At 74.5% G+C, this 22,220-nt stretch carries 3 protein-coding genes; all 3 read left to right on the forward strand.

All coding sequences use genetic code 11. The features are described from left to right. Nucleotides 1-15 precede the first annotated feature (15 nt). Genes ACLJPY_RS26205 through ACLJPY_RS26215 form a run of 3 tightly spaced genes read left to right on the forward strand, consistent with a single transcriptional unit; the run spans nt 16 to nt 22,216 of the window. Complete coding sequence (locus ACLJPY_RS26205; RefSeq protein ID WP_410592315.1) at nt 16-19,722, forward strand: non-ribosomal peptide synthase/polyketide synthase; 19,707 nt, start codon at nt 16-18, stop codon at nt 19,720-19,722. After that, complete coding sequence (locus ACLJPY_RS26210) at nt 19,719-21,014, forward strand: MFS transporter (RefSeq protein ID WP_410592317.1); 1,296 nt, start codon at nt 19,719-19,721, stop codon at nt 21,012-21,014. The genes ACLJPY_RS26205 and ACLJPY_RS26210 overlap by 4 nt, the downstream gene beginning before the upstream one ends. Next, nucleotides 21,011-22,216 carry a cytochrome P450 gene (locus ACLJPY_RS26215; RefSeq protein ID WP_410592318.1) on the forward strand — a complete coding sequence of 402 codons (1,206 nt, stop codon included), beginning with the start codon at nt 21,011-21,013 and terminating at the stop codon, nt 22,214-22,216. The genes ACLJPY_RS26210 and ACLJPY_RS26215 overlap by 4 nt, the downstream gene beginning before the upstream one ends. Nucleotides 22,217-22,220 lie beyond the last annotated feature (4 nt).

Raw genomic sequence — 22,220 nt, forward strand, 5'->3', positions numbered from 1 at the left:
GAGGAAACGGAAGCAATGACCACCTCGAGGAAGAGCCGCATCGACGCGCTGCCCGCGGAACTGCGGGAGACGCTCAAGCGCCGCCTGGCCGGGCGGGCGGAGCGGTCCGACGTCATCGGCCGGGCGCCGCGGGAGCACGCCCTGCCGCTGTCGTTCGCGCAGCAGCGCCTGTGGTTCCTCGACGAGTTCCGCCCGGGGGACGCCGAGTACAACAGCGCCGTGGCGCTGCGGCTGACCGGGCCGCTGGACACCGGTGCGCTCACCGGGGCGCTGGCGCAGCTGGTGGCCCGCCACGAGGCTCTGCGCACGACGATCGACGACACCGGCGGCAGCCCGGTGCAGGTCGTCCACCCGGTGCCGGAGGTCCCGGTGCGCACGGTCGACCTCACCGCCGATCCCGCGCTGCGGCCCGCCGACCTCGACGACGTGCTCGAGACCGAGTACAGCCGGTCGTTCGACCTCCGCCGCGGCCCGCTCGTGCGGCTGCTGCTGGTGCGGGTCGCGCCGGAGCACCACGTCCTGCTGATCACCGCCCACCACGTCGTCACCGACGGCGAATCGATGGGCATCCTGGTCGGCGAGCTCGGGGCGCTGTACGCGGCCGCCGTCCGCGGCGAACCCGCGGACCTGCCCGAGCCGGCGGTCCAGTACGCCGATTTCGCCGTCTGGCAGCGGAACCGGCTCGCCGGACCCGCGCTCGACCGGCACCTCGCCTACTGGACGACGCAGCTGGCCGGCGTCGAACCCCTCGACCTGCCCGCCGACCGGCCGCGGCCCGCGGTCCGCACGACGGCCGGGGCCGTACACCGCTTCAGCGTCCCGGCGTCCGTCGCGGCCGGGCTGGCCGAGCTGGCCCGCGTCCACGACACGACGCTGTACACCGTGCTCGTGGCGGCCTGCCAGGTGCTCTTCGCCCGCTACACCGGCCGCAGCGACATCGCCGTGGGCACCGTGGTCTCCGGCCGCAACCGGCCGGAGCTGCAGCGCACGGTCGGGTTCTTCGTCGACACCGTGGTCATCCGGTCCACTGTGGACCGGACCGCGCCGTTCGGGACGTTCCTCGACGCGGTCCGCGGTACCGTGCTGGAGTCGTTCGAGCACGCCGAAGCCCCGTTCGAAAAGCTCGTCGAGGCGCTGCGGCTCGAGCGCGACCCCAGCCGCACCCCGCTGTTCGACGCGATGGTGCTGCTGCACGGCAGCCAGGGCGGGCCCGTCGACTTCGCCGGGCTGACCGCCGAGCCGGTCGAGGTGGCCCGCCGCGCGGCCAACTTCGACCTGACCGTCGAGTTCCAGCCGGCCGCGGACGCGCTCGAAGGCTCCCTGGAGTACAACACCGACCTGTTCGACGAGCGGACCGCCGTCGCGCTGGGCGAGCACCTCACCGTGCTGCTGACCGCGATCGCCGCCGACGCGCAGCGGCCCGTCGGCGAGCTGCCGCTGCTCACCGCCGGCGAGGAAAGCCGCCTGCTCACCGGGTGGAACGACACCGCGCTGGACGTCCCCGCGGCCACCCTCACCGAGCTGTTCGAGTCCCAGGCCCAGCGCAGCCCGGACGAGACCGCGCTCGTCGCCGGGGACATCGCGCTGAGCTTCGCCGAGCTCAACGCGATGGCGAACCGCCTCGCCCGCCACCTCGTTTCCCTGGGCGCCGGGCCCGAACGGGTCGTGGCCCTCGCCCTCCCGCGCACCGCCGACGCGATCGTGGGCTTCCTCGCCGTGCTGAAGGCGGGCGCGGTGTACCTGCCGATCGACCCGGAGCTGCCGGCCGACCGGAAAGAGCTGCTGCTGCAGGACTCCGGCGCCGAACTGGTCCTCGGCCCGGCGGACATCGCCGCGGCAAGAGCGGACCACGCCGCCACGGACCTCACCGACGCCGACCGCATCGCGCCACTGAGACCGGACAACACCGCCTACGTCATCTACACCTCCGGGTCGACCGGCCGCCCGAAGGGCGTGGCCGTCCCGCACCGCAACCTGACGAACCTGCTCTTCAACCACCGCAACGACTTCGCCCCGCCCGGACGGCGGCTGCGGGTGGCGCTGACCGCCACCCTCTCCTTCGACACGTCCCTCGAAGGCCCGCTGCTCATGGCCGACGGCCACGAGCTGCACCTGATCGGCGGCGACGTCCGGCTCGACCCGGACGCGCTGGTCGGCTACATCGCCGAGCGCCGGATCGACTTCCTCGACCTCACCCCGACCTACCTGCGCCGGCTGATCCCCGCCGGGCTGCTGACCGACCCGCGGCACCGGCCGAAGATCCTGATGCTCGGCGGCGAAGCCCTCGACGACACGCTCTGGCGCGAGCTCGCCGCCGCGGAAGTGACGGTGGCGCACAACTTCTACGGCCCGACCGAGTACACAGTGGACGCCGTCTCCTGCCGGGTCGGCGAGACGGCCCGCCCGGTGCTGGGCCGCCCGCTGGCCAACACCCGCGCCTACGTCCTCGACGAGGACCTGCGGCCGGTGCCCACCGGCGTGCCCGGCGAGCTGTGCCTCGCCGGGGCCCAGCTCGCCCGCGGTTACCTCGGCCGGCCGGGCCGCACCGCCGGCAGCTTCGTCGCCAACCCCTTCGGCGCGCCGGGGGAGCGGATGTACCGCACCGGCGACCGCGTCCGCTGGACGGCCGACGGGCAGCTGGAGTACCTGGGCCGCCTCGACGACCAGGTGAAGATCCGCGGCTTCCGCGTCGAACCGGGCGAGGTCGAGGCCGCGCTGGTGCGCCTGCCGGACGTCGCCGCGGCCGTCGTCGTCGCCAACCGGCCCGACGGCGGGCACGCCCGGCTGGTCGCCTACGTCGTCGGCGCCGGCGAGGTCCCGCCGACCGCCGACGGGCTGCGGGCCGCCCTGCGGGCCACGCTGCCGGACTACCTGGTGCCCTCGGCGTTCGTGCCGATCGACGCGATCCCGCTGACCCCGCAGGGCAAAGTGGACCGCCGGGCCCTCCCGGCCCCCGACGCGCCGTCGGACGGCGGCCGGACCTACGTGCCGGCGCGGACCGCCGTCGAACACCAGCTGGTGGCCATCTGGTCCGAGGTGCTCGGCCAGGACCGCATCGGCGTCGAAGACAACTTCTTCGGCCTCGGCGGCGACTCGATCCTCAGCATCCAGGTGGTCGCCCAGGCCCGCCAGGCCGGCCTGCGGCTCACCTCGCGGGACATCTTCCTGCACCAGACCATCGCCGGGCTCGCGACCGCCGTGCAGCCGGCGGCGGTGCACGCCCCGGCGGCGGGGCCGGTCGCCGGACCGGCGCCGCTCACCCCGATCCAGCACTGGTTCTTCGCCACCCACGGGCCCCTGAACCACTTCACCATGTCACAGCTGCTGGAACTGCCCGCCGCCGTCGACCAGCAGGCCCTGCGGACGGCGCTCGACGCCGTCGTCGCCCACCACGACGCCCTGCGCACCCGGTTCTTCACCGTCGACGGCCAGTGGCGGCAGGAGGTCCTGCCGGAGCCGCCGACCGGGATCCTGCGGATCCGCGACCTGGCCTCGTTCGGCGACGCCGGGCAACGCGCCGGCATCGAGGCCGCGGCCGCGCAGGTGCGCGCCGGCCTGGACCTGGCCACCGGCGCCCTGATCGGCGCGGCGTTCCTCGCCCGCGGCACCCGGCCGCCGCTGCTGTTCGTGGCCGCGCACCACGTGGTGACCGACGGCGTGTCGCTGCGGCTGCTGCTCGGCGACCTCGAAACCGCCTACAACCAGGTCGTCGCCGGTGCGCCGGTCCGGCTGGCGGCCACGGCGACGCCGTTCACCCAGTGGGCGCACCTGCTCGAGCAGCACGTCCGCGCGGGCGGGTTCGACGACGACCTCGAGCACTGGACGCGCGTGGCGAGCCGGGTGCCGGCGGCGCTGGTGGCCGACCACGCGGGCGCGGGCACCACCGGCTCGGTCCGCACGCTGACCGTCACCCTCGGCGCCGAGGACACCGACGCGCTGCTGCACCGCGTGCCCGCCGCCTACCGGACCCAGGTCAACGACGTGCTGCTGAGCGCGCTCGGCCGCGCGCTGGCCGACCGCACCGGCGAGGACGGCGTCCTGGTCGCGCTGGAAGGCCACGGCCGGGAGGACGTCCTCGACGGCGTCGACCTCTCCCGCACGGTCGGCTGGTTCACCACGCAGTTCCCGGTGGCGCTCGACCTGCCGCCGTCGGGGGACTGGGGCGCCACCCTCAAGGCGGTCAAGGAACAGCTGCGGGCCGTGCCGCGCCGGGGCCTCAGCTACGAAGCGCTGCGGTACCTCGGCGAGCCCGGCGCGCCGGGCCACGCGCTGCAGGCGTTCCCGCTGCCGCAGATCTGCTTCAACTACCACGGCCGCTGGGACGCCCAGGGCGTGGCCGACGGCCTGTTCCGCGGCCGGCACGACAGCCCGGGCGCGGACATCGCCCCGGACGAGGCCGGCACCTACCAGCTCGACGTGACCGGCGTGGTCGAGTCCGGCGAGCTGTCGCTGTCGTGGTCCTACTCCGACCGGGTCAACGACGAGGACACCGTCCGCGACCTGGCCGAAGCGATGCTGACGGCACTGCGCGAGATCGTCGCGCACTGCGCGCGGCCCGGCAGCGGCGGCCGCACGCCGTCGGACTTCCCGCTGGCCCGCCTCGACCAGGCGGCGGTCGACCGCCTGGCCGGCGACGGCCGCGAGGTCGACGACATCTACCCGCTGACCCCGCTGCAGGCCGGCATGCTGTTCCACAGCCTGCTCGATCCCACCGCCGACGCCTACGTCGACCAGGCCCGGATGCTGCTCGACGGCGTCCGCGACCCCGACGCGTTCGCCCAGGCCTGGCAGCAGGTCGCCGACCGGACCCCGGTCCTGCGGACCGAACTGGTCTGGGACGGCGTCGAGGAACCCCTGCAGGTCGTGCGGCACCGGGCGGTCGTGCCGATCACCCGCCACGACTGGCGCGGGCTGTCCGAAGCCGAGCAGGACGACCAGCTGGACCGGCTTTCGGCCGCGGACGCCGCCACCCGCCTGGACCTGAGAACCGCGCCGCTGATGCGGCTGGCCATCATCGCGCTGACCCACGACCGCGTGCTGCTGATGTGGACCTCGCACCACATCGTCCTCGACGGCTGGAGCCTCGCGCAGATCTTCACCGAGGTGTGCGAGCAGTACGCGGCCCTGACCGAACACCGGGCGCCGCGGGTGCCGGCCCACCGGCCGTTCCGCGACTACCTCGGCTGGCTCGCCGCCCAGGACGTCACGGCGGCCGAGGACCACTGGCGCGCGGTGCTGGCCGGGTTCGCCGCCCCGACCCCGCTGCCCGCGGACCGGTCGCCGGACCGGGCCCACCGGACGCGCTCGTCGCGGACCACCCGGACGTCTCTGTCCGCAGCGGACACCGCTCGGCTGCGGGACGTGGCCCGCCGCCACAGCCTGACCGTCAACACGCTCGTGCAGGGCGCGTGGGCGCTGCTGCTGGCCCACTCCAGCGGCGAGTCCGACGTCGTCTTCGGCACCACCGTCTCCGGCCGTCCCGACGACCTGCCGGGTGTCGAAACCATGATCGGGATGTTCATCAACACCGTCCCGACGCGCACGCAGATCGACAGCCGCCAGCCGGTGCTGACGTGGCTGCAGCGGCTGCAGGACGAGCAGAACCAGGCGCGCCGGTACGACTTCGTCGCCCTCGGGAAACTGCGGGCGCTCAGCGACGTCCCGTCGGGCGAGAACCTGTTCGACAGCATGGTCGCGTTCGAGAACTACCCCTTCGACGAGAACGCCGCCGCGCAGGCGGGCGTCACCCTGCGGGAGGTGACCGCGCTCGACGCCACGACGTTCCCGGTCACCCTGCGCGCCTACGTCGACCGGCAACTGGGTTTCGAGCTCGCCACCGATCCGGCTTTGTTCGACGAGGAAACCGCCGCCGCGCTGGCCGCCCGGCTGGAGACCCTGCTGCTCGGGATCGCCGAGAACCCGGACCGCCCGATCGCCCGGCTGCCGTGGCTGTCGGCCGACGACCACGCCCGGCTGGCCGTTGCCGAGCCCGTGTCGCTGCCCGCGCCGACCATCACCGAGGCCTTCGCCGCCCAGGTCGCCGCGAACCCGGACGCGGTCGCGCTCACCGCGGACGGCACCGGCTTCACCTACGCCGAGCTCAACGCGCGGGCGAACCGCCTGGCGCACCGGCTCATCGCGCTCGGCGCCGGACCGGAACGGTTCGTCGCGCTGCGCCTGCCGCGCTCGGCCGCGCAGGTCGTTGCCATCTTGGCCGTACTCAAGGCCGGGGCCGCGTACCTGCCGATCGACCCGGCCATCCCGGCCGAACGCGTCGAGCGGATGCTCGCCGACACCGACCCGGTCGCCGTGCTGGAGCCCGAGGACGTCGACGTCGAGACCGGCCCGGACACCGACCCGCCGCTGCGCTGCACCCCGGACCACCCCGCCTACGTCATCTACACCTCCGGCTCGACCGGGCTGCCCAAGGGCGTGGTGATCCCGCACCGCAACGTCACCCGCCTGCTCGCCGCGACCGCCGCCCGGTTCGAGTTCGGCCGCGACGACGTCTGGACGCTGTTCCACTCCTACGCCTTCGACTTCTCCGTGTGGGAGATCTGGGGACCGCTGCTGCACGGCGGCCGGCTCGTCGTCGTCCCGCACGCGGTGTCGCGTTCGCCGCGGGAGTTCCTGCGCCTGCTGGCCGACGAGCGGGTCACCGTGCTCAACCAGACGCCGTCGGCGTTCTACCAGCTCGTCCGCGCCGACGAGGACGACCCCGGCGCCCGGCTCGCGCTGCGGTACGTGGTCTTCGGCGGCGAGGCACTGGACACGCGCCGGCTGACCGGCTGGTTCGCCCGCCACGGCGACCGCGCGCCGCGGCTGGTGAACATGTACGGCATCACCGAAACCACCGTGCACGTCACCCACCACGACCTGGTGTCCGATGTGGACACGCCCGGTGTCATCGGCGACGTCCTGCCCGACCTGCGCGGGTACGTCCTCGACGCCGACCTGAACCCGGTCCCGGCGGGCGTGCCGGGCGAGCTCTACGTGGCCGGCGACGGCCTGGCCCGCGGCTACCTCGGCCGCCCCGGGCTGACCGCCGCCCGGTTCGTCGCCGACCCCTTCGGCGCCCCCGGCTCCCGCATGTACCGCTCGGGCGACCGCGTTTCCCGCACCCGCGACGGCGCCCTGCGCTACCACGGCCGCGCCGACCAGCAGGTGAAGATCCGCGGCTTCCGCATCGAACCGGGCGAGATCGAGGCGACCCTGCTCGCCCTGCCGGAAGTCGGCTCGGCGGCGGTGCTGGCCCGCGAGGACGAACCCGGCCGCAAGCGGCTGGTCGCCTACGTCGTGCCGGCGACACCCGATGCCCCGCCGAGCGCGGCGCGGCTGCGCGAGCACCTGGGCCGCACACTGCCGGACTACATGGTGCCGTCGGCGTTCGTCACCCTCGGCGAACTTCCTCTGACGCGCAACGGAAAGCTCGACCAGCGGGCGTTGCCCGCCCCGGCCGCGACGGCCGCGGAGAGCGCCGGGTTCACCGAACCCCGCACCGAGACCGAACGCACGGTCGCGGCGGTCCTGGCCGCCACCCTCGGCCTGGAACGCGTCGGCGCCGACGGTCACTTCTTCGAGCTGGGCGGGGATTCCATCCTCAGCATCCGGTTCACCTCCGCGCTGCGCGAGGCCTTCGGCGTCGAGGTGTCCCCGCGGACGGTGTTCGACCACCCGACGGTGGAAGCACTGGCCGCAGCCCTGCCGGCCGCGTCGGCCACGCCGCTGTCGGCGTCGATCACGCCGGTGGGCCGCGACGGCGAGCTGCCGCTGTCCTTCGCCCAGCAGCGCCTGTGGTTCCTCGACGACTTCGCACCCGGCAGCACCGACCACGTCACGGTCTTCGGCGTGCGGCTGCGCGGCACCCTGCGGCCGGACGCGCTGGCCCGGGCGCTCACCACGCTGATCGCCCGGCACGAGTCGCTGCGCACCACCTTCCCGGCCACCGACGGACGGCCCCGCCAGGAAGTGGGCGAGCCGTGGCAGCTCGCGCTGCCGGTCACCGACGCCACCGGACCCGAGGACCTGCAGCGGCTGCTGGCCGAAGACCTGGCCCGGCCGTTCGACCTGGCCCGCGGCCCGCTGCTGCGCGCCCGGCTCGTCCGGCTGGCCCCGGACGACCACGCGCTGGTCCTGGCGCTGCACCACATCATCACCGACGGCTGGTCGATGGGCGTCCTGGTCGGCGAGCTGGCCACCCGCTACGGCGACGAGCGGGCCGAGCTGCCCGCGCTCCCGGTCCAGTACGCCGACTTCGCTGCGTGGCAGCGCGAGCGCCTCACCGGCGAATTCCTCGACGAGCAGCTGGGTTTCTGGCGGCGCGAGCTCGACGGCCTCCGCCCGCTCGACCTCCCCGCCGACCGCCCGCGCCCGGCCACCCGGACGTCGAACGGCGCCGAACACGAGTTCACCCTGGGCGCCGAGGCCCTCGCCGGGCTGCGCCGGCTGAGCCACGACCGCGACACGACGCTCTTCACGGCGCTGGTCGCGGCCTGCCAGCTGGTGCTGCGCCGCTGGTCCGGCCAGGACGACGTCGCCGTCGGCACGATCACCTCCGGCCGCGACCACCCGGAGGTCCAGGACATCGTCGGCCTCTTCGTCAACACCGTCGTGCTGCGGTCGCAAGTGGACGGACGCCGCAGCTTCGGGGAACTGCTCGGGGCCGTCCGCCGGACCGTCCTCGACGCCTTCGCCCACCAGGAAGTGCCGTTCGAGCGGATCGTCGACGAGCTGAGCCCCGACCGCGACCCCAGCCGCACCCCGCTGTTCGAGGTCCTCGTCACCCTGCAGAACGCGGGCAACCGCCTGCCCGCCCTCGCCGGGCTCACGGCAAGCGAGCTGACGCTGCCGATGACCACCGCCGGCTTCGACCTGAGCGTCGAATTCGAGGAGCGCCCGGACGGCCTGCGCGGCCTGCTGAACTACAACACCGACCTCTTCGACGCGGCGACGATGGCGCGCTTCGCCGAGCACCTCACGTTCCTGCTCACCGCCGTCACGGCCGAGCCCGGCACGCCCGTCGACGCGCTGCCGACGCTGCCCGCGGCCGAACACGACCTCGTCGTCGGGACGTGGAACGCCACCGACCGCCCGGTGCCGGACGCCACGGTCGTCGAGCTGTTCGAGACCCAGGCCGCCCGGACCCCGGACGCGACCGCGGTCGTGTCCGGCGGCACGACGCTGACCTTCGCCGAGCTCAACACCCGGGCCAACCGGATCGCGCGCGTCCTCGTCGAGCGCGGTGCCGGGCCCGAGCGGCTCGTCGCCGTCGCCCTGCCGCGCTCGGCCGACTCGGTCGTCACCCTCCTGGCCGTCCTCAAGGCCGGTGCGGCTTACCTGCCCCTGGACCCGGAGCTGCCCGCCCGGCGCCGGGAGGCGCTGCTGGCCGACGCCCGGCCGGTCCTGGTGGTCACCGAACCGGTGGCCGGCGAGGCGGAGGACACCGACCTCCGCAGACCGATCAGCCCGGACCACGCCGCCTACGCGATCTACACCTCCGGCTCGACCGGGACGCCCAAGGGCGTGGTCGTCACCCACCGCTCGCTGGCCAACTTCGCCGTCGACCACGCGGACCGGTTCACCGCCGCGGCCGGCAAGGACCGGCTGCGGGTGGCGCTGACCGCCGCGTTCACCTTCGACGCGTCCTGGGAAACCGTGCTGCTGGCGCTCACGGCCGGGCACGAACTGCACGTGATCGACGCCGACACCCGGCTCGACCCGGCCGTGCTCGCCGGCTACGTCCGCGAGCACCGGATCGACCTGGTCAACTCGACGCCGTCGTTCGTCCGCCACCTCCTGGACACCGGGTTCGGCGACCACCGCCCCTCGGTGCTGCTGATCGGCGGGGAAGCCGTCGGCGAGGCGCTCTGGCGCGACCTGAGCGACCTCGGCGGCGTCACCGCGTTCAACCTCTACGGCCCGACCGAGTGCACGGTCGACGCCACCCTGTGCCGGATCGGCGAAACCGCGCGCGAAGTGATCGGCCGCCCGCTCGGGAACGTGCGCGCCTACGTCCTCGACGAGCAGCTGCGCCCGGCTCCGATCGGCGTGCCCGGCGAGCTGTACCTGGCCGGCGTGCAGCTGGCCCGCGGTTACCTCGACCGGCCGGGGCTGACCGCGGACCGCTTCCGCGCCAACCCGTTCGGGCCGCCCGGCAGCCGGGTGTACGCCACCGGTGACCGCGCCCGCTGGACCGCCGACGGCCACCTGGAGTACCTCGGCCGCGTCGACGACCAGGTCAAGATCCGCGGCTTCCGGATCGAGCCCGGCGAGGTCGAAGCGGCCCTGCGTGCCCTGCCCGAGGTCGCCGACGCGGTGGTCGTCGCCCGCGACGACGACGGCCACGCCCGGCTGGTCGCCTACGTCGTCGCCGACGGCGTCCCGGCCGACCCGGCGCGGCTGCGGACGGCGCTGAAGGCCACCCTGCCCGACCACCTCGTGCCGACGGTGTTCGTCCCCCTCGAGCGGCTGCCGCTGGCCACCAGCGGCAAGGTCGACCGCCGCGCGCTGCCCGCCCCCGCCGTGCCGGTGGCCCCGGCCGCGGGCCGGACCGCTCCGCGCACGGACACCGAACGGCTGCTCGCGTCGATCTGGGCCGAGGTCCTCGGCACCGCCGAACCGGGCGTGGACGACAACTTCTTCGCACTGGGCGGAGATTCGATCCTGTCCATCCAGGTGGTCTCCCGGGCCCGGCGGCACGGCCTGCGCCTGACCTCGCGGGACGTCTTCCGCCACCAGAGCATCGCCGAGCTCGCGCTCGTCGCCGGCGCCGAAGCCGCCGCCGAGCCCGAGACCGGGTTCACCGGCGCGGCGCCCCTCACGCCGATCCAGCGGTGGTTCTTCGAGACCGGCCACCACGACCACTTCACGATGTCCACGCTCGCCGAACTCGACCCGGACGTGGACGTTGCGGCCCTCGAAACGGCGTTGGCGGCGGTGCTGGCGCACCACGACGCCCTCCGCACCCGGTTCACCCGCGTCGGTGACGGCCGGCAGCAGGAATTCCGGCCCGACGCGGAAATCCCCACCCTGCGGCACGTGTCCGAAGTGGGCACCAGCGCGGTCGCGGCCGAAGCTCGTGCCTCCCTGTCGGTCGAGAACGGGCCGCTGGTCGCGCCCGCGTTGATCACCTCGCCCGGGCAGCCACCGAGGCTGCTGCTGGTCGTCCACCACCTGGTGGTCGACGGCGTGTCCTGGCGCATCCTCTTCGACGAACTGGAAACCGCCTACCGCCAAGCGGTCGCGGGCCGGCCGATCGACCTCGGCCCGGCGCCGGTCAGCTTCCTCCGCTGGGCGGATCGCCTCGCCGGGCACAGCTTCGAGACCGAACTGCCGTACTGGACCGAAGTGCTCGACGGAATCGAGCCGGACCTGCCGGTGGACGCGGCGGGGGAGAACACCGCCGGGAGTGCCCGCACGGTCACCGTCCGCCTGGACCCCGCCACCACCGACGCCCTGCTGCACCAGGTCCCCGACGTCTACCGCACACAGATCAACGACGTCCTGCTCAGCGCGCTCGGCCGGGTGCTGGCCCGCTGGACCGGCCGCGACCGCGTCCTGGTGTCGCTGGAAGGCCACGGCCGCGAGGAGATCTTCGACGACCTCGACCTCTCCCGCACGGTCGGCTGGTTCACCGCCGAATACCCGGTCGCGCTCACCCTCCCGGACGCCGGGGACTGGGGCCCGACGCTGAAGGCGGTCAAGGAACAGCTGCGGGCCATCCCCGGAAAGGGCCTCGGCTACGGCGCCCTGCGGTGGCTGACCCCGGACTCGCCGCTGCGCGACGGCCCGGTGCCGCAGATTTCCCTGAACTACCACGGGCAGTGGACCGCCGGCGGCGACGACGGCGGGCTGTACCGGGGCTGGGGCGGCGACCTCGGCGACGACATCGACCCCGGGCGGCCGCGCACGGCGCTGCTGGACGTCGTCGGCATCGTCGACGGCGGTGCTCTCGAACTGTCCTGGACCTACGCGCCCGGCGTGCACCGCGAGGACACCGTGCGCGGGCTGGCCGAGCAGGTCCTCACGGCGCTGCGCGAGATCGTCGCGCACTGCGCCACCCCGGAGGCCGGCGGCCGCACGCCGTCGGACTTCCCGCTGGCCCGGCTGAGCGCGGCCGAACTGGACACCGTGGCCGGCGACGGCCGCGCGGTCGAGGACGTCTACCCGCTCACGCCGCTGCAGGCCGGGATGGTGTTCCACACCCTGGTCGACGACGGCTCCCCGGCCTACTTCGAGCAGGTCCGCATCCGCCTCGGCGGCGTCGCCGACCCGGCCGCGCTCGCCGCGGCCTGGCAGCGGGTGCTCGACCGGACGCCGGTGCTGCGCACCCGGCTGGTCTGGACCGGCGTCGAAGAACCCGTCCAGGTGGTGGACCGCACGGCGACCCTGCCGGTCACCCACCACGACTGGCGCGACCTCGGCCCGGCCGAGCGGGAAGCCGCGCTGGCGGAGGCGCTGGCGGCCGACCGGGCGGTCCCGTTCGACCTGACGCGGGCCCCGCTGACCCGGCTGACGATCGCCGCCCTGCCCGGCGACGAAGTCGACCTCGTGTGGACGTCCCACCACGTGCTGTTCGACGGCTGGAGCTCCGCGCAGGTGTTCGCCGAGGCCTGCGAGCTGTACGCGGCCGCGACCGCGGGTGTCCGGCCCGCCCTGGTCACCCGGCGCCCGTACCGGGACTACCTCGGCTGGCTGGCGGCTCGCGACCAGGCCGCCGCCGACGAGTTCTGGCGGGACACCCTGGCCGGCTTCGACGCGCCCACGGCGTTGCCCTACGACCGCCCGCCCGCCGAAGCCCACCAGTCCCGGTCCACCGACTCGGTCCGGGTCGAGCTGCCGCCGGCCGCGACGCTGCGGCTGCGGGACTTCGCCCGGGCGCACGGCCTGACCGTCAACACCGTCGTGCAGGGCGGCTGGGCGCTGCTGCTCGCGATGCTCTCCGGCGACCGTGACGTCGTCTTCGGCACCACGGTTTCCGGACGCCCGGCCGACCTGGCCGGCGTCGAGACCATGATCGGGCTGTTCATCAACACCATCCCCACCCGCGTCCGGGTGGACGGCGGCCAGCCGGTCGCGCGGTGGCTCGGGCAGCTGCAGACGGCCCAGAGCGAGGCCCGCGACCACGACTTCGTGTCGCTGGCCCGGCTGCGCCCGCTCAGCGACGTCCCCGCGGGGCAGAACCTGTTCGACAGCATGGTCGTCTTCGAGAACTACCCGATCAGCGAGCCCGCCACCGCGGGTGCGCCGCGGGTCGTCGAAGTCGCCTCGGCCGACGCCACGAACTTCCCGCTGTGCCTGCGCGCGTCCCTCGACGACGGCCTCGCCCTCGACCTCGCCTACGACCCGGCGCTGTTCGACGCCGCGACCGTCACGGCGCTGACCGACCGGCTGGTCCTGCTGCTCGACGCCGTCACCGCGGACGCGGACCGGCCGCTGGCCCGCGTGCCGTGGGTCGGCGCGGCGGAACGCGCCCGCGTCCTGGCCGACGCCCACGGCCCGCGGGCCGCCGGGACGCCGGCCACGGTGCCCGCGCTCTTCGCCGAGCAGGTGCAGCGCCGTCCGGACGACCCGGCCGTGCTCGCCGGCGACCGGACGCTGACCTACACCGAACTCGACGAGCGGGCCAACCACCTGGCCGGACGGCTGGCCGAGCTCGGCGTCGGCGTCGAGGACCGGATCGGGCTGCTGCTCGAACCGTCGGTCGAGCACGTCGTCGCCGAACTGGCGGTGCTGAAGGCCGGTGCGGCGTACGTGCCGCTGGACACCCGGGCGCCGCACGAGCGGCTGCGGGCCGTGCTCGCCGAGGCCGGCGTGTCGGTCGTGGTGGCCGGGGACACCTGGGTGCCGACGGCCGAAGCCGTCCACAGTGGACCGGTCCGGACCGTGGGCGAACAGCGGGCGCGCACCGCGCCGGAACCGTCCGTGCGGCCCGAAAACCTCGCCTACGTCATCTACACCTCGGGGTCGACCGGCGTCCCGAAGGGCGTCGCCGTGCGCCACCGCGACATCACCGCGCTGGCCCAGGACGGCCGGTTCGCCGGCGGCGCCCACACCCGCGTGCTCGCGCACTCGCCGCTGGCCTTCGACGCCTCCACCTACGAGCTGTGGGTCCCGCTGCTCAACGGCGGCGCGACGGTGCTGCCCGACGGGCCCGACCTGACCGTGGAATTGTTGCGGCGCGCGGTGTCCAGCCACGACGTCACGGCGGCGTGGCTGACCGCCGGGCTCTTCCGGCTGCTCGCCCAGGACGCCCCGGACGGCCTGCGCGGCCTGCGCGAGGTGTGGACCGGCGGCGACGTCGTCCCGCCCGCCGTGGTCCGGGCGGTCCAGGCCGCCTGCCCCGGCCTCGTCGTGGTCGACGGCTACGGCCCCACCGAAACGACCACCTTCGCCACCTCCTACCGGATCACCGGCGAGCACGTGCCCGAGCCGGTGCCGATCGGCCGGCCGCTGGACGGCATGCGCGCCTACGTGCTCGACGCCGAACTGCGTCCGCTGCCCGCCGGCGCCCCCGGTGAACTGTGCCTGGCCGGTGCGGGCCTGGCCCGCGGCTACCTCGGCCGCCCGGGGCTGACCGCCGAGCGGTTCGTGCCCGACCCGTTCGGCGCGCCGGGGGAGCGGATGTACCGCACCGGCGACGTCGTCCGCCGCGGGCCCGGCGGCGAACTGGAGTTCCTCGGCCGCTCCGACGACCAGGTCAAGCTGCGCGGGTTCCGGATCGAGCTCGCCGAGGTCGAGGCCGTGCTGGCCGCGCACCCGGCCCTCGCCCAGGCGGTCGCCACCGTGCACACCGACAGCGCCGGCACGCGGCGGCTCATCGCCCACGTCGTCCCGGCACCCGGGCGGACCGCGGACCCGGCCGAGCTGCGCGCGCACGCCGCGGCGGCGCTGCCGGAGTACATGGTCCCGGCCGTGGTGCTGGTGCTCGCCGAACTCCCGTTGAACCGCAACGGGAAGGTCGACCGCCGGGCCCTGCCCGCCCCGGACGGGCCGCTGGCGGCCCAGCGGCCCTACGTCGAGCCGGCCACCCCGACCCAGCGCGCCGTCGCCGGGATCTGGCAGCGGCTGCTCGGTGTCGACCGGGTCGGCGCGACGGACAACTTCTTCGAGCTGGGCGGCGATTCCATCCTCAGCATCCGGCTGGTGTCCCGGCTGCTGGCCGAATGCGGCGTGTCGCTCTCGCCGCGGGCGGTGTTCGCCCACCCGACCGTCTCCCGGCTCGCCGCCGCCATCGAAACCGTCGGGGCCACCGCGCAGGACCCGATCCCGGCGGTGCCCCGCGACGGCGAGCTGCCGCAGTCCTTCGCCCAGCAGCGGCTGTGGTTCCTCGACGAGTTCGAGCCGGGCAGCACCGAGTACGTAACCAGCTCCGCCGTCCGCCTGCGCGGCGCACTGGACGTCGACGCGCTCGCCGCGGCGTTCACCGCGCTGGTCGCCCGGCACGAGCCGCTGCGCACCACGTTCGGCTCGGCCGACGGCCACGGCGTCCAGATCGTGCACCCGCCGTCACCGGTCCCGCTGCCGGTCGTCGACGCCCGCGAGGAGGACCTCGCGGACATCCTGCGCGCCGACGGAGAACAGCCCTTCGACCTCACCGGCGGACCGCTGCTGCGGGTGAAGCTGATCCGGCTCGCACCGCAGGAGCACGTGCTCACGGTGGCCGTGCACCACATCGTCACCGACGGCTGGTCGAACGGCCTGATCGCCGAAGAGGTCGGCGCGTGCTACGCGGCCGCGCTGCGCGGCGAACCGGCGGACCTGCCGCCGCTGCCGGTGCAGTACGCGGATTTCGCGGCCTGGCAACGCGGCCGGCTCGCCGAGCGGGTGCTGGCCGGGCAGACCGAGTACTGGACCGAGCGCCTGCGCGACCTCACCCCGCTGGAGCTGCCGACCGACCGGCCCCGCCCGCCGGTGCGCACCACCCGCGGCGCGACGCGCGAACTCGTCGTCCCGGCGGCGGTGACCGCGCGGCTGGAGCAGGTGAGCCGGCAGCGCGAGACGACCCTGTTCACCACCCTCGTCGCGGCGTGCCAGGTGCTGCTCGGCCGCTGGGCCGGTCAGGACGACGTGGCCGTCGGCACGGTCACCTCCGGGCGGGAGCGTCCCGAGCTGGAGGGGCTGGTCGGGTTCTTCGTCAACACGCTGGTGCTGCGGTCGCACGTCCGTCCGGATACGGCCTTCACGGCGTTCCTGGACGAGGTCGCCGGCGGCGTGCGGGCGGCGTTCGACCACCAGGACCTGCCGTTCGACCGGGTCGTCGACGCGGTCCAGCCGGGCCGCGACCCGAGCCGCACCCCGCTGTTCCAGGTGATGGTGGTGCTGCAGAACAGCCCCCGGGAGCCGGCGAAGCTGCCCGGCCTGGAGACCGAGGAGCTCCCGCAGCCGGCGACGGCGGCGAACTTCGACCTCACGCTGGAGTTCCAGCCGGACGGGGAAGTGCTGCGTGCGGCACTGACGTACAACACGGACCTGTTCGACGCGGCCACGATCGACCGGCTGGCCGCCCACCTGGGCGTCCTGCTCGCGGGCGTCGCCGACGACCCGGACCGGCCGCTGGCGCGGCTGCCGCTGATCGGCGCGGCCGAGCGCGAACTGGTCCTGGGGACCTGGAACGACACGGCCCGCCCGGTACCGCCGCAGACGCTGCCCGAGCTGATCGCGGACCGCGCGCGGCGGACGCCGGACGCACCGGCGGTGATCGGCGGCGAGACGCTGACCTACGCCGAGCTGGACGCCCGCGCGTCCCGGCTGGCGCGGGTGCTGGCCGGGCGCGGGATCGGCCCGGAGCGGATCGTGGCGCTGGCGCTGCCGCGGTCGGTGGAGATCGTGGTCGCGCAGCTGGCGGTGCTGAAGGCGGGCGGCGCGTTCGTCCCGGTCGACCCGACCTACCCGATCGAGCGCATCACGTTCATGCTGGCGGACGCCCGGCCGGCCCTGGTCCTGACCCTGCCGGAGCTGGCGCCGCCGGTGCCCGAGGGCGTCGAAGTGCTGACGCTCGACGACCCGCGGCTGTTCGAAGGCGAGCCCGCCGCGCCGGTCGAGGTCCGGCCGGAGCACCCCGCCTACGTCATCTACACCTCCGGCTCCACCGGGTGCCCCAAGGGCGTCGTCGTCACCCACGCCGGGCTGGCGTCCTTCGCCGCGGCCGAAGCCGAGCACCTCCAGGTCACCGGGAACGACCGCGTGCTGGCCTATTCCTCGCCCAGCTTCGACGCGTCCATCCTGGAACTCTGCCTGGCGCTGCCGTCCGGGGCCGCGCTCGTCGTCGTCCCGCCCGAGCCGCTGCTGGGTGAACCCCTCGCCGAGTTCCTCGCCGCCCACCGGATCAGCCACACGCTGATCCCGCCCGCCGCGCTGGCCACCGTCCCGGCGGTGGACCTGCCCGACCTGCGCACGCTCGTCGTCGGCGGGGACGCGTGCACCCCGGAGCTCGTCGACCGGTGGGCGCCCGGACGGCGGATGATCAACGCCTACGGCCCGACCGAGTCGACGATCGTGGCCACCTGGAGCGACCCCCTCGTCCCGGGCACGCCGCCGCCGATCGGCCGTCCGATCCCGAACACGCGGGTCTACGTGCTCGACGCGGCCCTGCAGCCGGTGCCGGTCGGCGTGGCGGGCGAGCTGTACGTCGCCGGGCCGAGCCTGGCCCGCGGCTACCTCGACCGGCCGGGCCTCACCGCCGACCGGTTCACCGCCAACCCCTTCGGCGCGCCCGGCGAGCGGATGTACCGCACCGGCGACGTCGTCCGGTGGACCGCCGCCGGGCAGCTGGAGTTCACCGGCCGGGCCGACGACCAGGTCAAGGTCCGCGGCTTCCGCATCGAGCTCGGCGAGGTCGAGGCGGCGCTGACCCGGCACCCCGGGGTGGCCGCCGCCGTGGCCGCGGTCCAGCAGGACTCCTCGGGCCACAAGCGCCTGGTCGCCTGCTTCGTCGCCGGATCCGGGACGGACCCGGTCGGCGCCGGCGAACTCCGCGAGTTCCTGGCCCGGTCGCTGCCCGGGCACCTGGTGCCTTCGGCGCTGCTGGAGCTGCCCGCGCTGCCGCTGGGGCCGTCGGGCAAGGTCGACCGCCGTGCCCTGCCCGTGGTCGCCGCCGCGGCCGAGCCGGCCACCCGCCACGTCGAGCCGGTGACCCCGGCCGAGCGGGTGCTGTGCGAGATCTGGGCCCAGGTCCTCGGCCTGGACCGGGTGGGTACCGCCGACAACTTCTTCGAGCTGGGCGGCGATTCCATCCTCAGCATGCAGGTCGTGTCCCGCGCCCGGCAGGCCGGGCTGCAGCTGTCCACGAAGGACATCTTCCTGCACCAGACCGTCGCCGCGCTGGCGCCCCAAGCCGGTGCGGTGGCCGAGCAGGCGGAGCCGGACGGTCCCGTCGTCGGGCCGGTGCCGCTCACCCCGATCCAGGACTGGTTCTTCGCCACCCACACCGTCAACCCGCACCACTTCAACCAGTCGATGCTCGTCGAGCTCGCGGACGGCTTCGACGCCGGCGCCCTGGAGACGGCGCTCGCCGCGGTGTGGACCCACCACGACGCCCTCCGCATGCGGTTCACCCGCACCGACGAGGGCTGGGAGCAGCACAACGCCGACGTCGAACCGGTGCCCGGGCTGCGCCACGAGGACCTGACCGCCGTGCCCGCGGCCGACCGGGCGGCCGCGCTGGAGCGGATCGCCGACGCCGCCCACGCCGGGTTCGACCTCACCCGCGGCCCGCTGCTGGCGGCCGTGCTGGTCACCGCCGATCCGGCGTGGCGGCCGCGGCTGTTCCTGGCCGCGCACCACGTCGTGGTCGACGCCGTCTCCTGGCGCATCCTGCTCGACGACCTCGACACCGCTTACCGGCAGGCCGCCCGGGGCGTCCCGGTCGACCTCGGCCCGCGCACGACGTCGTTCCGCGACTGGGCGCACCGGCTGCGCGAGCACGTCCGGGCCGGCGGCTTCGACGACGAACTGGCGTACTGGACCGGCCTGCCTGCCGCGGGCGCGCTGCCGGTCGACCACGACGGCACCGGCGCCGGCACCGCCACGGGCACGGCGGAGGTCACCGTGGTGCTCGACACCGCCGACACCGACGCCCTGCTGCGCGCGGCACCGGCGGCCTACCGCACGCGCGTCAACGACGTCCTGCTCACCGCACTGGCGTGGGCGCTGGCCCGGTGGACCGGGCGTCCGGACGTGGCGATCGCGCTGGAAGGCCACGGCCGGGAGGACGTCCTCGACGGCGTCGACCTCAACCGGACGGTGGGCTGGTTCACGACGCTGTTCCCGGTGGCGCTGACCGTCGAGGACACCGATTGGCGGACGCTCGTCAAGTCGGTCCGCAAGCAGCTGCGGGCCGTGCCCGGCAACGGGTTCGGCTTCGGCGCCCTGCGCCACCTCGGCGAGCCGGACGTCCGGGACCGGCTCGCCGTCCACCGGCCGGAGATCTCGTTCAACTACCTCGGGCAGTGGGACGGGGCCGGCGGGACGACGGCGGCCGACAGCCTCTACGCGGCGGTCCGCGGGTCGCTGGGCCGCGACCACGACCCGGCCGAGCACCACCCGCACCTGCTCGACCTGGTCGGCGCGGTGCAGGACGGCGAGCTCGTGTTCTCGCTGATCTACCAGCCCGCCCGGCACGACCGGCGGACCGTCGAAGCGGTGGCCGGCGACTTCGCGGCCGCGCTGCGGCAGATCGCCGCCGACGCCAAGGCCCCGGCCCGCCGGAAGGAGCGGCGGTGACCACGCGGCTGTCCCGGAACCGCAACTACGGCCTGCTGTGGGGCAGCCAAGCGCTGTCCGAAGCCGGGTTCAGCGCGTCGATGATCGCGTTGCCGCTGCTGGTGCTGGCGGTGAGCGGCTCGCCGGCGCTGTCCGGGCTCGTGCTCGGCGTGGACGCGATGGCCCAGCTGGTCGCCGGGCTGCCGGCGGGCGCACTGGCCGACCGGTGGGAGCGCAAGAAGATCCTGCTCGGCTGCGAGGCGGTGTACGCGCTCGCGGTGGGCAGCCTGGTTGCCGCCATCTGGTGGGACGCGCTGACCATCCCGCACGTCGTCGCGGTTGCGGCGGCGATGGGCTGCTGCCGTTCGCTGTTCGGCCCGGCCGAAGGCGCGATGCTGGCCGGCGTGGTCCCGGCGGCCCAGCTGCCCACGGCGCTGGCGATGAACTCCGCCCGCGGCGCGCTCGGCCAGCTCTCGGGCACCGCGGTCGGCGGGTTCCTCTACGGCGTCGGGCGGGCCGTCCCGTTCGCCTACGACGTGCTCGTGCACCTGGTCTCGCTGGTCGCGCTGACCTTCGTCCGGGCACCGCGGCGCGAGGCCCCGCCGGCCGAGGGCGGCCACCTCCTCAAGGAAATGGCCGAGGGGCTGCGCTGGGTGTGGAGCGAGCGGCACGTGCGCGTGACGGTGGCCTGCGCGGTCAGCCTGAACTTCTTCTTCAGCGCCTACTACATCGTCATCATCGTGCTGGCCAAGGAACGTGGCGTCACCTCGGGCGAGATCGGCGTGATGGCCGCGATGCTCGGCGTCGGCGGCGTGGTGGGGTCGCTCATCGCGCCCTACCTGCAGCGGCGGCTCAGCCCCTACGTGTCCATCATGAGTGTGTTCTGGGTGCTGACGCTGCTCACCCCGCTCGCGGCGGTGATCCACGACGGCTACCTGCTGGGCGCGCTGTTCGTGGCCATGGCCCTGCTCCCGCCGACGGCCAACACGACGATCGGCACCTACCAGCTGCTGCTCACCCCCGACCGGCTGCGCGGCCGGTTGACCAGCGTGATGGGCGTGATCGGCGGCGTGTCGGCGGCGACCGGGCCCGCCTTCGGCGGCGTGGTGGTGCAGGCGTTCCCCGGCACGGACGCCGTCGTGCTGTGCGCTGCCGGGATCGCCCTGGTCACGCTGGTCGTCACGATCAGCCCGACGCTGCGCCGGTTCCCCCGCACCGACACCTTGCTCCCCGCCGAAACGGCACCGGCGAAGACCGCACCGAAGACCGCACCGAAGACGGCATCGACGAAAACCGAGGAGAAATCGTCATGACCACCCAGGAATCCGGCGTCGCGTTCGCCTTCGAGGAGCTGCTGGCGCGCTCGGCGGAACTGCGCGAGCGCGATCCGGTGCACCACGACGAAGAGCGGGGGCTGTGGCGGGTGCTCGACCACCCGGGCGTCTCGCGGGTGCTGTCCGACCCGGCCGTGTTTTCGTCGGACTTCAGCGGTCTCACGCCGGTCCAGGAGGACTTCGAGACCTTCCGCAAGGGCAACTTCGTCGGGATGGACCCGCCGGACCACCGCAAGCTGCGCACGCTGGTCAGCCAGGCGTTCACCCCGCGCGTGGTGGCCGGCCTCGAGCCCCGGATCCGGGCCATCACCGGCGAACTGCTCGACGAGGTCGCCGGGGAGTCCCGCTTCGACCTGGTGGACGCGCTCGCGTACCCGCTGCCGATCATCGTGATCGCCGAGCTGCTCGGCGTCCCGGTGGCGGACCGCCCGCTGTTCACCCGCTGGGCCCAGGTGCTCTTCAGCGGCGACCAGCTCGGCGAATCGGCGGACATGGAAGACATCCAGCGCGCGCTGGACGCGATCGCGCCGACGATCCGCGAGATGAACGCCTACATCCTCGACCACATCCGCCACCACCGCGCCCACCCCGGCCCGGGCCTGACGAGCCGGCTCGTCGAGGCCGAGTTCAAGGGCGAGCGCCTCGAGGACCAGGAGATCGTCGGGTTCGTCGCGCTGCTGCTGATCGCGGGCCACATCACGACGACGGCGTTGCTGGGCAACGCGGTGGTGACGTTCGACCGCAACCCCGCGGCGGCGGCCGCGTTGCGCTCTTCCCCGGCTGCCCTGCCGCCGGCGCTGGAGGAGGTGCTCCGGATGTTGCCGCCGTTCCCGGAGCTGGGCCGCCGCACGACCCGCGAGGTCGAGCTGGGCGGCCACCGCATCCCGGAGAACTCGATCGTGATGGCGGACCTGGCCGCGGCCAACCGCGACCCGGCGTTTTTCGACCGCCCGGAGACGTTCGACCCGGCCCGCAACCCCAACCCCCACCTGACGTTCGGCCACGGCATCCACTTCTGCTTCGGTGCCCCGCTGGCGCGGCTGGAGGGCCGGATCGCGTTCGAGGTGCTGTTCGAGCGCTACCGGGACATGGCGGTGGCCACGGACGCACCGGTGGTGTTCCAGAACCCGTCGGTGATCGTGAGCGTCCGGCACCTGCCCCTGGACGTGCAGCGAGCCTGACCCG

This window comes from Amycolatopsis sp. lyj-23 (assembly GCF_046549135.1).
Taxonomy (GTDB): domain Bacteria; phylum Actinomycetota; class Actinomycetes; order Mycobacteriales; family Pseudonocardiaceae; genus Amycolatopsis.